Below are 14,473 nucleotides of genomic sequence, written 5' to 3' on the forward strand. Positions count from 1 at the left end.
GGGGTGGGTGGTGGTGCCGCGTCGTGGCGGGCCTGGCGGGAGCGACGCGAGGAACGAGCGGCGCGGATGGTAGACGCGGCACCACCACCCACCCCGACCACCCAGGGCGACCACACGCCGTCGAGCACAAGAACCACGGCTCTACCTCGGCGGACACGGCTCTACCTCGCGCAACCACGGTTCACCCTCGGCGGGCAGGCTCGTCAGTGGGCGACGACGCGCGCGCCGGCGGCGGGGGCGGTGGTGCACCAGACGGTGTCGCACGCGTCGTTCGCGGTCCACGACGCGGCGATCGCGAGCGCGTGCTGGCGGCTGCGCGCGAGGGCGGCGACCGTCGGGCCGGAGCCGGAGACGATCGCGCCGAGCGCGCCGGCCTCGGTCGCGACGTCGAGGGTCCGCTGGAGCTCGGGGCGCAGGGCGAGCGCGGGGCCCTGGAGGTCGTTGCGCAGCACCTGCCCGAGCCCGACCGCGTCCCCGGCGCGCAGCGCCTGCATGAGCGCGGTGTCCTCGGCGAGGTCGAGCTCGGCCGGGCCCCCGACGGTCTCGTCGAACGTGCGGTACACCTCCGGCGTGGAGAGGCCGTCGGCCTGGACGGCGAAGACCCAGTGGAACTCGCCGCGCGTCATCGCGGGCGTGAGCACGTCCCCCCGCCCCGTCCCGACGGCGGTGTGCCCCACGAGCCCGAACGCGACGTCGGCCCCGAGGCCCGCGGCGAGGCGGACGAGGTCGGCGCGGGGCACGCCGGCCTCCCAGAGCGCGTCGCACGCGACGAGCGCGGCAGCGGCGTCCGCGGACCCGCCCGCCATGCCGCCCGCGACGGGGACCTCCTTGTGGATCTCGAGCCGCACGTCGGGGTCGACGCCCACGTGCTCGGCGAGCGCGACGGCGGCCCGCCACGCGAGGTTCGTCTCGTCGGTCGGCACGACGTCGGCCTGGAGCCCGGTCACGCCGAGCGAGACGCCCGCGCCCGGTGGCACCTGGTGGGCGACGACCTCCTCGCTCAGCCCGACGGCCTGGAAGATCGTCACGAGCGGGTGGTAGCCGTCGTCCTGCAGCGCCCCGACCCGCAGCGAGAGGTTGACCTTGCCGGGTGCGCGCACGCGGACGGACGGGGGTGGCGCGAGGGCGATGCTCGGCGGTCGCGGGGGTGTCACGCGTCCACTGTGCCAGGTCGTCCGGTGCGACGCTCCGCGGGTGCGGCACCGCCGGCCGGGCGCTCGCCGAGGCTGCCGTGCCGGACGAGCTGCTCGGCGACGCGCGCGAAGGCCGCGACGTCGAGCACCTCGCCGCGCGCCTGCGGGTCGACGTCGGCGGCCACGAGCACCTCGGCGGCCACGCTCGCGGAGCCGGCGAGGCCGGACAGCGCGGAACGCAGCATCTTGCGCCGCTGCGCGAAGGCGGCGTCCACGACGGCGAAGACCTGCTCCCGGGTCGCGGTCGTCGTCGGGGGCTCGCGGCGGTCGAGCGCGACGAGCGCGGAGTCGACGTTCGGCACCGGCCAGAACACGCTGCGGCCGATGGTCCCGGCGCGGCGGGCGTCGGCGTACCAGGCGGCCTTGACCGACGGGACGCCGTACGTGCGCGACCCGGGCGGGGCGGCGAGCCGGTCCGCGACCTCGGCCTGCACCATGACGAGCACGCGCTCGAGCGAGTCGAACCGCTCGAGGAACGTGAGCAGCACGGGCACCGCCACGTTGTACGGCAGGTTGGCGACCAGCGCCGTCGGGGGCTCCCCGGGCAGGGCCGTCACCTCCAGGGCGTCCGCGCCCACGACCTCGAGGCGGTCGCCGAGGTCGGGCACGTGCGCGGCGACCGTCGTGGGGAGCTGCTTCGCGAGGACCGGGTCGATCTCGACCGCGACGACGCTCGCGCCCGCCTCGAGCAGCCCCAGGGTGAGCGAGCCGAGCCCGGGCCCGACCTCGACGACGCGCTCCCCCGCGCGCACGTCCGCGGCCCGCACGATCTTGCGGACGGTGCCGCCGTCGTGCACGAAGTTCTGACCGAGGGTCTTGGTGGGGCGGACGCCGAGGCGGCCCGCCAGGTCACGGATCTCGGCCGGACCCAGCAGGGCACCGCGGGTGTCGCTCATGACAGGCAAGCCTACCGACCGGGGCGGCGACGGGACGGACCTCGCGGGACGACGAGAGGGCGGGGCGCCGTGCGCCCCGCCCTCCCTGGTGCGGCCGTGAGTCGTGCTAGCGGGTCAGAGAAGACCCAGCTTGCGGGCGCACGCGGGCCACTGGCCCCAGCCCGAGCGGGCCTGGAGCGCCTGGGCGCGCTGCGTCTGCTCGGCGGCCGAGGCCTCCGACGGGAGGCCGGAGCCGCCCATGGCACGCCACGTGGACGCGGAGAACTGGTACAGGCCGTAGTAGCCGTTGCCCGTGTTCGTCGCGGGGTTGCCGCCCGACTCGCACTGCGCGAGCGCGCCCCAGACGCCGTCCGGGGCGGACCCGAGGTCGGCGGCCGGCGCGGACGAGCCGCCCGACGACGGGGTCGACGAGCGCTGCTGCGTCGTGGGCTTCGGCTCGGGCTTGGGGCGCTCCTTGGTGCCCTGCACGAGGATCTTGTTCACCGGGGGCGTGGTGACGCCCTCGGAGACGAGCTCGCGCGACTCCTCGACGCCGTCGACCGTCGTGACGCGGTGCACGGTCGTGTGGACGCCCTCGGCGCCCTCCTGCTTGACGACCGGGTCGAGGTCCTTGAAGCGGTTCGCGTCCTCCTCGGTGACCGTCTCGAACGGGACGGCCGCCTCGGCGGGGACCTCCTCGACCTTCACGCGCTGCACGACGAGCGAGACGGGCGCGGCGTCGGTCGCGGCGTCCTCGGTCGCGGCAGCGTCGGCAGCGGCAGGGTCGGCCGCCGCCGCGGCGTCGGCCTGGGCCGCGGCGATCTGCTCCGACTTCTCGACGTGGACGCGGTCGAGCTCGCCGAGCTGGATGCCCTGCTGGTCGAGGATCGCGTCGATGCCGATGCTGCCGTCGGGCGCGACCTTGGTCTCGCCGTCCGCGACGACGTTCACGGGCCCGTCCGCGTCGAGGCGGATCGGGAGCGACACGCGCTCGCCGGAGCGCGACGCCACGAGGCGCACGTCGCTGCCGCGCGAGGCGAGCGTCGTCAGGGCCTCGTCCGCGTCGAGCGCGGTCAGCCAGACGGAGGACTGGGAGCCGTCGACCTGGACGGGCACCTCGCGCCCGTAGCGCACGACGACGTCGCCGCCGCCGCGCAGGGCGGAGTCCACGTCGGGCACGACGAGGTCGCGGTCGCCCACGGCGACGTCCTGCTCGGCGAGCAGGCCCTCGACGGACCCGGCGAAGGTCGTGACGGAGGTGATCTGGCCGTCGACGTCGAGCTGGACGGTCTTGCGCGCATTGCCGTAGGCGACGGCGCCGGTCGCGAGCAGGACGACGGCGGTGGCGCCGGCCACGAGGGGCCAGCGGCGGCGACGGCGGGCGGTGGTCGCGGGGCTCTCCGCGGGGCCGTCGGCGAGGGTCGGGGGGTTCTGGAGGGTCGTGTCGGCGCTCTCGGGGGCGCCGGCCGCGTCAGCGGTCCGGTGGAAGGGGTTCTTCACTCGGGTCCAGTCGTCGGGGGTCCCGGGCACGGAGGCTCGACGGCGCGTGCGCACCACCCGCGGCCCGCGGGGGACGTGCGTCCTCCGCGGCGGGCGCACACGTGCGTCCGCGGGTCTCGAGCGGCCGATCCGGCTGCCGGCGCCAACCCCGGCGCCCCTTCCCCAGGGCCCGACGACGGCGCACCGCCCGCGCGGTCCGGGCACGCCTCCCGTGGTCCGGAAGGACCGCGAGGGCATGCCGTTCGCACGCGAGCGACGTTCGACCGTAACCGATCCGTTATCGAACTCCAACCCCCACGCCGCTAGACTGGGAGGTTCTGTCCGGATTTCTAGGCGTATGTCACGGGCGTCTCCACGCGCTTCTCACCCGGCGTCACCGTCGACGTCACGCGCGAGGGCACCCTCCGCAGCGCCCGGTCGCGCACGCCCGGACCGTGCCGCGCGCGCCCCGACCCGAGCCAGCGTCGCCGCCAGCTCGGGCGGGTTGAGGACCGTGAGGTCGACGTCGAGGCCCAGCAGGGACCCGGCGAGCCGGGCGAGCGACGTCCCCCCGGTCTCCAGCACGCACGCGTCCGGCCCGTCGTCGACGAGCACCCCCGCCTCCGGCGCGAGCCGCTCCGCCACGACGCTCGCCGGCGCGTGCAGGCGCACGCGGGCGGGGTGCGCCGACGCGATCGACCCCACCCCGCGGACCACGTAGGCGACGGCGTCGCCGCCCGGCACGGGGCGGGGCGTGAAGCGCGGTCCGCCGGGCGTGCGCAGGCGCAGCCGGTCGAGGCGGAAGGTCCGCCAGTCCTCGCGGCCCAGGTCGAACGCCAGGAGGTACCACCGACGCCCCAGGTGCACGAGCCGGTACGGCTCGACCGCGCGGGCCGTGGTCGTCCCGTCGTGGGCCCGGTACTCGAGGCGCAGCCCGGTCCGCGCCGCGACGGCGCCCGCGATCTCGGAGAGCACCCGCGCGTCGACCGACGGCCCCGCCACCGGTGCGCTCGCGACCGCGGCGCGCAGGGCGTCCGCCCGGGCGCGCAGCCGGGCGGGCAGCACGGTGTCGAGCTTGACGAGCGCGCGACGCGCGGCGTCCTCCACCCCTGTGATCGACCCCGTCGCGGCGGCCCGCAGCGACACCGCGACGACGGCAGCCTCCTCGTCGTCGAGCAGGAGCGGGGGCAGCGCGGTCCCGGACCCGAGCCGGTAGCCGCCCGCGGTCCCCGGCGCCGAGCGCACCTCGTAGCCCAGGAGTCGCAGCCGCTCCACGTCGTTGCGGACCGTGCGGGTCGTGACGCCGAGCCGCTCGGCCAGCTCGGGGCCCGACCACGTGGGCCGCGTCGGGAGGAGCGCCAGGAGGCGCAGGAGTCGCACGGAGGTGTCGAGCACGGATCCATCCTGCCGCACCCTGCGGAACCGCACGTTCCGCATGGGGTCCTACTGTCCTGGTGTCGGTCCCGCCGGGTCGACGACCGCGGTCCCCGGGCTCGATCCCGGGGACGACGACGAGGGAGACGAGCATGCTGCGTGGGATGGCGACGCTGAACCTGTGGGCCGACGACCTGGAGGCCGCGTCCGCGTGGTACGCGGAGGTGCTCGGGACGGAGCCGTACTACGTGGTCCCCGGCGGGTACGTCGAGTTCCGGGTCGGCGACCGCCAGGACGAGCTCGGCATCATCGCCCGGTCCTGGTCCCCGCGTCCGCAGCCGGAGACCCCCGGGGGCGCGATCGTGAACTGGCACGTCGACGACGTGCGCGACGCGTTCGCCCGGCTGCTCGCGCTCGGCGCGACCGAGTACGAGGGGGTCGTCGAGCGCGGGGAGGGCACGGGCTTCGTCACGGCGTCGGTGGTCGACCCGTTCGGCAACGTGCTCGGGATCATACAGAACCCGCACTACCTGGAGATGCTGGAGGGCTAAAGCCTGTCGAACAACCTCGGTGAAGTGTTCGGCAGCGTCGTTCTCGGACGTCCCGATGCCGCGGTGGCGGCGAGGGTTCCCACGTCGTCCGGGCTGGTTTCACTCGCGCGAATGCGCGGGCCAGAGCCTTCCCGTCGGTGGGCGTTGGTGACCTGGCCTCGTGCTTCGGGGGCCAGGACCTGGGAGAAGCGGCGCTCGCCCCAGGTGGCGAGATTGACCGCGGCGTTCAGATCGCGGTCGGTGGTGTGCCCGCAGTGCTCGCAGACGAAGACGCGATCGGCGAGCGTGAGTGTCTGGTTGACGTTCCCGCACGCGGAGCAGGTCTTTGATGACGCGAACCACCGGTCTGCGGTCAGGACGTGGCCGCCTCGCCAGGATTGCTTGTAGGTGATCTGGCGGGCGAGCTCACCCCAGGCCGCATCAGAGATGGCTGCGGCGAGCCGGTGGTTGGCGAGCATCCCTTGGATGTTCAGGTCTTCGATGACGAGCCGGTCGTGGGTCTGGACCAGCAGGTTGGAGACCTGGTGCAGGAAGTGATGACGGCGGGCACGAACCCGCTCGTGGTGACGGGCGAGGCGGCGCACGGCGGCACGCCGGCTGGCGGAGCCCTTGACCTTGCGGGACACGGACTTCTGCAGCCGCCGGGTCACGGGTTGCGCCGCCCGCAGGGCCTTGGGCGCCACGTCGATGCGGAGTACCTGCTCGCCGCCAGCCAGGGCGACGACGATGGGTGCGTGCAGGCCACGATCAACGCCCGCCCACCCGCCATGGTCCTCGGCGTCGCGGACAGGATGCTGGGCGCCGGGGTGCAGGTCGGCGGCTTCGACGTTCACGCTGATGCGCCACCGCCCGCCACGCCGGGAGACGGTCGCGAACAGGATCCGTGCCCGACCCTTGGCGAGCATCCGTCGCAGGCGTCGGGTGTCGTCATGGACCTTGATGGCGCCGATCCCGGGCAGCGTCACCGAGCGAGGACCGGCCTCACCGAGCCGGATCGTGGCGCGCTCGCCGGTCTTCGTCCTCGAAGTCTTGTTGCGCATGCGGAACGAGCCGCGTTCGTGGTTCTTCTTCTTGAACCGGGGATGCCCGACCGGCCGGCCGGCGCGCTTGCCACGCCGGGAGTCGGTCCACGCCTTCAAGGCTTTGCCGAGATCAACCACGGCTTCCTCGAACACTTGGGCGCTGACTTCAGTCCGCCAGGCCCGGCCCGTGACCTCCAGCTCGGCGACACCCGCACCGTCGACGACGAAGCGGCGCCCGGCGTCCTCGGTCTTCTTCCACGCGTTGAACGCATTGATCAAGTCGAACCCGGTCCACGGGACCTTCACCTCGAAGCCGTCGCGCTTGCCGGCCGTGCGGGCATTCAGGTGCAAGCGCAGGCCCTGGTTGAACGCGAACCGGGCGGCGCCCTCGTGCCGGGCCAGGGCGCGTGCCTGCTCCGCGGTGGGGTCAGCCACCAGCTGGAACGTCGTATGCCTCGACACGACCAGGACGCTACCGGCCGGCACCGACAACGACGGGATGTCAGACCTGGTCAGGACGATGGCGCACGTGTGAACTATCACCGCGACGCCCTTACCCGTCCGACCTGACCGACACGGCCTGGGCGCGCATCCCCGCGCTCGAGATCCCCACCCGCACCCGCGGCGGGCGGCCTTGCTGCGAGCACCGGTGGCGCGAGTACTCAGGCGCACTTCTCTTCGTCGTGACCACGCGCATCCCGTGGCGGGCGCTCCCGCACGACTTCACCGTCTCCTGGTCCGCGGCCCACAAGCAATTCACCCGGTGGACGAACAGACGGCTGTGGGAGCAGGTCCTCGCCGTCTTGCGCGCCGAAGACCGCGTCCACGACGGCCGCGACCAGCAGCCGACGGCTGCCGTCGTGGACTCGTCTCCGTCAAGAGCACTCCGGTCCCCGGTGGGCGCGGCTTCGACGGTGTGAAGAAGGTCGAGGGCGTCAAACGGCACATCCTCGTCGACACCGCCGGACGACTCCTGGCCGCCCACGTGACCGCGGCGAACGTCCAGGCCAGGGCTGCGTTCGCCGACCTACTCACGAAGAACCCGTGCCCGTCCGTGGCGCACGTCTGGGCTGACAAGGGCTACACCGGGCAAGCACCCGCCGACGCCGCAACCGCGGCTGGGATCGAGCTGGAGATCGTCTCTGGCCCCCAACCCGTCGGCGGGTTCGTCGTTCAACCACGACGCTAGGTCGTCGAGCGGACGAACGGGCGGATCAACCGGCACCGCCGCCTCGTGCGGCAATACGAAGCCACACTCACCGCCCACGAAGCGTTCGTCATCCTGTCCCAGATCCGGCTCCTCTTACGCCGCCTTGATCGCCACGGGTAGTTGTTCGACAGGCGTTAGCGTGCCGCGGTGCCCGCGGACCGCGGGCGCCGCGCCGGCCTCAGTACCAACCCTTGGCGACCGAGTGCGACCACGCCGAGCAGGGCGTGCCGTACCGGCCCTCGATGTAGCCGAGGCCCCACGTGATCTGGGTCGCCGGGTTGGTGCGCCAGTCGGAGCCCGCGCTCGACATCTTGGACCCGGGCAGCGCCTGCGGGATCCCGTACGCGCTCGAGCTCGGGTTGTCGGCGTCGACCCGCCAGTTGCTCTCCTTGGTCCACAGCTTGTCGAGGCACGTGAACTCGTCGTCGCCCCAGCCGCGCTGGGCCGCGAGCGAGCGGCCGATCGCCCGCGCCGAGCCGGGGTCCACGGAGACCGAGATGTCCATCGTCCCGACCTTGATGATCTCGTTGCGCGGCTCCGTCGTGACCGTGCGCGTGAGGACGGTGCGCGACACCTCGGCGCCGCCGAGGGTCTGGACGGCGTACGTCGTGGTCGCCTCGCCCACGCGGCCGGACTGGACGACGACCCGGTGCCCCTTCGGCAGGTTCGGGTCCTCGACCTCCTCCGTGGTGAAGGGCAGCACCTCGGTGACCGTCGTGGCCGACGCGGCGGCCCGGCTCACGAGGACGAGCATCCCGTCCACGGCCGCCGCGTCGAGGGGCGCGGACGTGCTGTCGCCCTCGGCCAGCACGATGCCGGCCGTGGCGAGGACACCGCGCACCGTGGGCTCCGCCGTCGTGATGGGCATGACCGCGCCGTCGACGGCGACGTGCACGGTCTTGAGCGTGGAGACCCGGATCGGGTCGCGACCGAGCGCCTGGGTGCGGGACACCTCGGTCACGGCTCCCTCGGCGCGCGGGCCGAGGTAGGTGAGGAGCTCCCCGACGGTGCGCGCCGTCGTCGAGATCGTCTGGACCTGACCGTCGATCTCGATCGTCACGTCGTGGCTCGTCCGGACGACGATCGTGCCGCCGTCGTGCGCGGAGTCCGTCAGGCCCGGCTCGACGAGGTCCTCCGCGCCGACCGTGACGTCCTGGTAGTCGAGCACCTCGGCGACCGTGCGCCCGTACGCGGAGACGTCGTACAGCTCGCCGTCCACGTCGAGCGTGACGCTCTTCTGGAGCGAGGCGAACGCGCCCGTGACGACCACGAGGCTCGCGACGACGACGCCCCGGGCCGCCAGCCGCTGCAGGCGCCGGCGACCGGTTCCGTCAGGTGCGAGCACGCGCGCGGTCCCTTCTGGGAAGCGGCCCGCGGCGAGCGCCGAGGGCGAGGTGGGGCACGTCGTCGGCGCACGGCGCGCGACGCACGGACCTGACCGTAGCCGAAACGTGACCCAGGACGAAACCTCCGGTTCGCCCCGGAACGGGCGGCGACGCGCGGCGACGGCTCCCCCTCCGTCGTGCCCGCGTCACCAGGGCCCGTAGACCGCGACCGACGTCGCGGCGAGCCGCGCGCAGACGTCCGCGAGCGGCAGGTCCACCACCTCGGCGACGGTACGGACCGTCGTCGGCAGCACGTACGGGGCGTTGGGACGGCCCCGGTACGGGTGCGGCGTGAGGTACGGCGCGTCCGTCTCGACCAGGACCTGCCCGAGCGGCACCTCGCGCAGGGCGGCCCGCAGCTCGTCGTTCGCGCGGAACGTCACCGGGCCCGCGAACGACAGGTACCAGCCCTGCTCCGCGCAGAACCGGGCCATCGCCGCGTCGCCCGAGTAGCAGTGGAAGACCGTCCGCTCCGGGGCACCGTCCCGCGCGAGCACGTCGAGCACCTCGGCGTGCGCGTCGCGGTCGTGGATCTGCAGCGCGAGGCCCAGCTCCTTCGCGAGCGCGACGTGCGCCCGGAACGACTCCCGCTGTACAGCCTCTCCTCGCGGTCCGGTACGGAACAGGTCCATCCCCGTCTCGCCGATCGCCCGCACGCGGTCGTTGCCGCGCGCGATCGCGGCGATCTCGGCGACGGCGTCGTCGAGCGGGACGTCATGGTGCGCCCGAGGGTCGGGCAGGAGCCCGTCCGGCCCGACCTCCCGCACCCCGCCGTGCAGCACCGCCTCGTTGGGATGGATCGCGACGGCCCCGAGCAGCCGCCCCACCCCCGTGCCCGCGCGGTCGACCAGGTGATCCTGGCTCGTCCCGGCACCGGGACGCGCCGGATCCGCCTGCTCGACCCCCCAGATCGCCTGGTCGCCGCGCAGGAGGGCGTCGGTCCAGCGGGCCGCGGGGAGGTCGCAGCCGACCTGCACGACCCGGTCCACCCCGACGGCCGCCGCCCGCGCGAGGTGGTCCGCGACGCTCGGGGCGGGGACGTCGCCCCACCCCCACGAGTCGTCCTCGCTCCGCTGCGGGGACTCGCGGGGGCCCCGGGGATCGGGCAGGACGTGCGCGATCGAGTCGAGGTGCGTGTGGTTGTCCACCACGGGGACCGGCAGCGGCTCCGGGTCCGGCGGCCGGCCGCGCTCGCGCTGCTTCGCCACGGTCAGGCGGTCTCGCGCAGGCGGTCGAGCTCCTCCTCGACGATCGAGTCGTCGAGCTTGGTGAACACCGGCGTCGGCTTGCCGACCGGCGTGCCCGGCACGACGGCCTTCGGCTCCCACGTCGCCAGGCCCTCGGCGCGGTAGTCGCCCGTGATGATCGGGTAGCGGCGCGAGTCGTCGTCGAGGTCGGTCACCTCGTCGATGCGCGGCTGCGGCGCGATGGTGCCCGTGCCGCCGAACGCCTCGTGCACCTGCTGCGCCGAGTGCGGCAGGAACGGCGACAGGATCGTGTTGAGGTCGCTCACCGCCTGGGTCACGGTGTGGAGCACGGTCGCGAGCCGGTCCGGGTCGGTCTTGAGCTTCCAGGGCTCGGTGTCCGACACGTACTTGTTCACCTCGCCCACCGTCTTCATCGCCTCCGCGACGGCCGCGCGCTGGCGGTGCGTCGCGATGAGCTCGCCCACCCGGCCGAACGCGGTCGTCGTCGTCGCGAGGACGCCCTCGTCGATCGGCTGGCGCTGGCCCGGCTCCGGGATCGCCCCGAAGTTCTTGTGCACCAGGTTCGCCGTGCGGTTCACGAGGTTGCCCCAGCCCGCGACGAGCTCGTCGTTCGTGCGGCGCTGGAAGTCCGCCCACGTGAAGTCGACGTCCTGCGTCTCCGGGCCCGCCGACGCGACGTAGTAGCGGAACGCGTCCGGCTGGTAGCGGGCCAGCATGTCGCGCACGTAGATGACGACGCCCCGCGAGGAGGAGAACTTCTGGCCCTCGACGTTGAGGAACTCGCTCGACACGACCTCCGTCGGGAGCTGCAGGTTCCCGTACGGGCCCGGCGCCCCGCCCTTGCTCCCCCGGCCGTCGTAGGCGAGCAGCTCGGCCGGCCAGATCTGGGAGTGGAACGTGATGTTGTCCTTGCCCATGAAGTAGTACGAGCGGGCCTCGGGGTCGTTCCAGAACGCGCGCCACGCGTCCGGGTCGCCGCTGCGCCGCGCCCACTCGATCGAGGCCGACAGGTAGCCGATCACCGCGTCGAACCACACGTAGAGGCGCTTGCTCGGGTTGGACTCCCAACCCTCCAGCGGGACGGGGATGCCCCAGTCGATGTCGCGCGTCATGGCGCGCGGGCGCACGTCGTCGAGCAGGTTGAGCGAGAACTTCAGGACGTTCGGGCGCCACGCGGTGCGCGTGCGCAGCCAGTCCCCCAGCGCGTCGACGAACGCGGGCAGGTCGAGGAAGAAGTGGTTCGACTCGACGAACTTGGGCGTCTCGCCGTTGATGCGGCTGTGCGGGTTGACGAGGTCGATCGCGTCGAGCTGGTTGCCGCAGTTGTCGCACTGGTCGCCGCGCGCGCCGTCGTAGCCGCAGATGGGGCACGTGCCCTCGATGTAGCGGTCGGGCAGCGTGCGGCCGGTCGACGGCGAGATCGCGCCCATGGTCGTCTGCTCGACCATGTACCCGTTCTTGTGGACCGTGCGGAACATCTCCTGCACGACGGCGTAGTGGTTGCGCGTCGTGGTCCGGGTGAACAGGTCGTACGAGAGCCCGAGCTGGTGCAGGTCCTCGACGATGACGCGGTTGTACCGGTCCGCGAGCTCCTGCGGCGTCACGCCCTCCTTGTCCGCCTGCACGAGGATCGGCGTCCCGTGCTCGTCGGTGCCCGAGACCATGAGGACGTCGTGACCCGCCATGCGCATGTGCCGGCTGAAGACGTCCGACGGGACACCGAAACCTGCGACGTGGCCGATGTGGCGCGGCCCGTTGGCATACGGCCACGCCACGGCCGAGAGGATGTGGGTCATGGTGCCCGATCCTAGTCGGGACGGACGTCCGGTCGCGGCGCGGTCCGGGTCGTGACCATGCGTCGTCGGCGCGAGGTCACGCGTCGCCCACCCGGACGTCGACCGCGGAGAAGCCCGCCTCCCGGGCGAGCAGCACCCACCGTTGCACCGCGGGACCGGCGACCTCGTGCCCTGTGGGCGTGAGCGTCATCCGGACGCTCGCTCCTCCGGGCTGGTCGGGTCGTGGCTCGGCCGGCGGCTCGGAGACGAAGACGCTCGCCCCGAGGGCGTCGAGGTCGCCCGACGCGGTGGCGAAGGCGCCGGCAAGCACGGCGGCGACCAGCGGCGCCCCCGCCGGGTCGAGGCACCGGACGTCCACGAGGGCGTCGTCGCGCACCAGCAGGACGGAGACCTCGAACCCCTGCGCGTCCCCCGCGCGCGTCGACCCGCAGATCCGCTCGCTCAGCGCGTCGAGGTCGGGACGGCTCGGCCGCTCGTCGACGGTCACGGTCAAGGCGACCCTGACCGTCGGCTCGAGGAACCCTCGACCGATCCGGTCCGGACCCGTCACGTCGTCGGTCCCAGGCCACGCCCCGGCGTCTGCGACCAGGTCGGCGACGTACCGCTCGTCGTCCTCGTCCACCCCGCGCCACGCGCGCCACCCGTCCTCGGCAGCCGGCACCGAGCGGTCGAGGGCCCGCCCCAGCAGCACCCCGCCGACCGCTGCCACCGACACGACGAGGAGGAGGAGCACCGTCGCGGGCACGAGAAGCGCGCGCACGCGCCCGTCGCTCCCGCTCTCTCCCTGCCCTCCCACGCCGCGGACGCTATCGGACCGGTCGCTCACCCCGGTGGCGACGGCGTGCAGAGCCTGCCGAGGAACCGGGGACGACGCCCGTCCGGAGCCGGTCGGCTCGGGAGGTTCGTGCTCAGTACCAGTTGGTGGCCTGCGAGTGGGACCACGCGCCGCAGGGCGAGCCGTACGAGCCGGCGATGTAGTCCAGGCCCCAGGCGATCTGCGTCGCGGGGTTGGTCGCCCAGTCGGCGCCCTTGCTAGCCATCTTCGAGCCGGGGAGCGACTGCGGGATGCCGTAGGCGCTCGACGTCGGGTTGTCCGCCGTCGGGTTCCAGTTGGACTCCTTGGTCCACAGCTTCTCGAGGCACGTCCACTGCGACCCGGTCCAGCCGCGCGCGGCGGCCATGGCCTGCCCGATCGAGCGTGGGTCCTTCGGGCGCTCCTGCGTCCCGGTCACGACGACCTCGTCCACGGGCGCGGTCGTGACCTCCTGGGAGAGCTGCTCGCGCGACTCCTCGACGCCGTCCACGAGGGTGACCTCGAACGTCGTCGTGGTCACGCCGTCGGCTCCGGTCTGGGCGACGGCGGACTCGTCGGTGTACTTCGAGTCGTCGGGCTGCTGGACGGTCCCGTGCGGGACGGGCGTCGTCGTCTGCTGCTGCTCGACGACGACGCGCTGGACGACGAGCGAGACCGTGGGCGCGCCGGGCTCGGGCGCGTCGACGCGCTGCACGCTCACGCGGTCGAGCTCGCCGAGCTCGATGTCCTGCTGGTCGAGGATGGCGGGGATGCCGATGCTGCCGTCCGGGGCGACCGTCGTCGTGCCGTCGGCGACGACGTTCACCGGGCCGTCGGTGTCGAGGCGCAGGTCGAGCGACGCGCGCTCGCCGGACCGGGACGCGACGAGGCGCACGTCGCCGCCGCGCTCGGCGAGGGTCTGCAGCGCCTCGTCCGCGTCGAGCGCGGTGAGCCAGACGTCGGACTGCTCGCCGTCGGTCTGGACGGTGACCTTCTTGCCGAGGCGCACCACGACCTCGTCGCCGTCGTCGAGGGCCGACCCGGGGTCGGGCGCGACCTGGTCGCGCGTGCCGACGTCGACGCCGGCGGCGTCGAGCGCGCCGGAGACCGAGCCGGCGAGCGTGCTGACGGTCGTCACCTCGCCGTCGACGTCGATCGTCACGGTCTTGCTGGCCTCGCCGTAGGCGACGGCGCCCGAGCCGACGAGGGCGACGGCGGTCGCCGCGCCGACGATCGACCAGCGGCGCCGGCGGGTCGCGCGCAGGGTCCGCGCGGTGCGGGCGGCGCGACGGCTGGGCGTCTCGGAGGTCTCCGGGGTGGTCTCGACGGGGGCGACGTCCGAGGTCGTGGTCTCGACGTCACGGTTCTGGGGCGCGCGGAAGCGGAAGGGGTTGTGCACTCTGGTCCAAGTCGTCGGGGGTCCCGGGCACGGGGGTCGACGGCGCACGCGCGCCCCGGGGCGCTCCGCGCTACGGCGCGGGCGTCACCCGGTTCGACCAGCCGATCCGGCCGTCCTGCGGGCTCCTGGCACCTTGGGTGCTCGACGAAGACCGCGCCCCACGGCCGACCAATACACCTGTCCCCGGC

At 73.7% G+C, this 14,473-nt stretch carries 12 protein-coding genes and 1 pseudogene; 3 read left to right on the forward strand and 10 right to left on the reverse strand.

What is annotated here, in order from left to right; genetic code table 11:
- Nucleotides 1-203: 203 nt before the first annotated feature.
- From ACZ402_RS19390 to ACZ402_RS19405, 4 genes are all read right to left on the reverse strand, one after another.
- A complete protein-coding gene (locus ACZ402_RS19390) occupies nucleotides 204-1,154 on the reverse strand; it encodes a 4-(cytidine 5'-diphospho)-2-C-methyl-D-erythritol kinase (protein ID WP_375825096.1) in 951 nt (316 codons plus the stop codon).
- A complete protein-coding gene (gene rsmA / locus ACZ402_RS19395) occupies nucleotides 1,151-2,089 on the reverse strand; it encodes a 16S rRNA (adenine(1518)-N(6)/adenine(1519)-N(6))-dimethyltransferase RsmA (RefSeq protein ID WP_375825095.1) in 939 nt (312 codons plus the stop codon). The genes ACZ402_RS19390 and rsmA overlap by 4 nt, the downstream gene beginning before the upstream one ends.
- 114 nt (nucleotides 2,090-2,203) lie before the next feature.
- Complete coding sequence (locus ACZ402_RS19400) at nucleotides 2,204-3,598, reverse strand: transglycosylase family protein (protein WP_375825094.1); 1,395 nt, start codon at nucleotides 3,596-3,598, stop codon at nucleotides 2,204-2,206.
- Nucleotides 3,599-3,931: 333 nt separating this feature from the next.
- Nucleotides 3,932-4,942, reverse strand: a complete 1,011-nt coding sequence (locus tag ACZ402_RS19405) for a helix-turn-helix transcriptional regulator (RefSeq protein ID WP_375825093.1) — start codon at nucleotides 4,940-4,942, stop codon at nucleotides 3,932-3,934.
- A 143-nt stretch (nucleotides 4,943-5,085) separates the two neighbouring features.
- On the opposite strand from ACZ402_RS19405, the gene ACZ402_RS19410 reads away from it, so the two are divergent.
- A complete protein-coding gene (locus ACZ402_RS19410; protein ID WP_375825092.1) occupies nucleotides 5,086-5,472 on the forward strand; it encodes a VOC family protein in 387 nt (128 codons plus the stop codon).
- Here ACZ402_RS19410 and ACZ402_RS19415 read toward each other — a convergent pair.
- Nucleotides 5,469-6,929: an RNA-guided endonuclease InsQ/TnpB family protein gene (locus ACZ402_RS19415; RefSeq protein WP_375825091.1), complete on the reverse strand. Its 1,461-nt coding sequence runs from the start codon at nucleotides 6,927-6,929 to the stop codon at nucleotides 5,469-5,471. The two genes, ACZ402_RS19410 and ACZ402_RS19415, sit on opposite strands and share 4 nt — an antisense overlap.
- On the opposite strand from ACZ402_RS19415, the pseudogene ACZ402_RS19420 reads away from it, so the two are divergent.
- Nucleotides 6,902-7,276: pseudogene (locus ACZ402_RS19420) on the forward strand (transposase); the annotation flags it as partial. The gene ACZ402_RS19415 and the pseudogene ACZ402_RS19420 overlap by 28 nt on opposite strands.
- Nucleotides 7,276-7,683, forward strand: a complete 408-nt coding sequence (locus tag ACZ402_RS19425) for a transposase (RefSeq protein ID WP_465285923.1) — start codon at nucleotides 7,276-7,278, stop codon at nucleotides 7,681-7,683. The pseudogene ACZ402_RS19420 and the gene ACZ402_RS19425, both read left to right, overlap by 1 nt.
- A 199-nt stretch (nucleotides 7,684-7,882) precedes the next feature.
- Here the strand turns inward: ACZ402_RS19425 and ACZ402_RS19430 are convergent, their stop codons facing one another.
- The 5 genes from ACZ402_RS19430 to ACZ402_RS19450 form a co-directional block, all read right to left on the reverse strand.
- Nucleotides 7,883-9,049 (reverse strand): aggregation-promoting factor C-terminal-like domain-containing protein, encoded by a 1,167-nt coding sequence (locus ACZ402_RS19430; protein ID WP_375825090.1) that lies wholly within the window; start codon nucleotides 9,047-9,049, stop codon nucleotides 7,883-7,885.
- Between the two features lie 186 nt (nucleotides 9,050-9,235).
- On the reverse strand, nucleotides 9,236-10,297 hold the full coding sequence (locus ACZ402_RS19435) for a TatD family hydrolase (protein ID WP_375825088.1): 1,062 nt from the start codon (nucleotides 10,295-10,297) through the stop codon (nucleotides 9,236-9,238).
- Nucleotides 10,298-10,299: 2 nt separating this feature from the next.
- Nucleotides 10,300-12,093: a methionine--tRNA ligase gene (gene metG / locus ACZ402_RS19440; RefSeq protein WP_375825087.1), complete on the reverse strand. Its 1,794-nt coding sequence runs from the start codon at nucleotides 12,091-12,093 to the stop codon at nucleotides 10,300-10,302.
- Nucleotides 12,094-12,169: 76 nt separating this feature from the next.
- Nucleotides 12,170-12,889, reverse strand: a complete 720-nt coding sequence (locus ACZ402_RS19445) for a hypothetical protein (protein ID WP_375825086.1) — start codon at nucleotides 12,887-12,889, stop codon at nucleotides 12,170-12,172.
- A gap of 112 nt (nucleotides 12,890-13,001) precedes the next feature.
- The gene (locus ACZ402_RS19450; protein WP_375825085.1) at nucleotides 13,002-14,285 is read right to left on the reverse strand and encodes an aggregation-promoting factor C-terminal-like domain-containing protein; all 1,284 of its coding nucleotides are present in this window, start codon (nucleotides 14,283-14,285) and stop codon (nucleotides 13,002-13,004) included.
- Nucleotides 14,286-14,473: the final 188 nt, after the last annotated feature.

It is taken from the genome of Cellulosimicrobium sp. NPDC030954 (genome assembly GCF_055571305.1).

Excerpts from the sequence above, each read along its gene's own strand:
- rsmA (WP_375825095.1), bottom strand. The coding sequence starts at position 2,089 with ATGAGCGACACCCGCGGTGCCCTGCTGGGTCCGGCCGAGATCCGTGAC.
- ACZ402_RS19410 (WP_375825092.1), top strand. The coding sequence starts at position 5,086 with ATGGCGACGCTGAACCTGTGGGCCGACGACCTGGAGGCCGCGTCCGCG.
- metG (WP_375825087.1), bottom strand. The coding sequence starts at position 12,093 with ATGACCCACATCCTCTCGGCCGTGGCGTGGCCGTATGCCAACGGGCCG.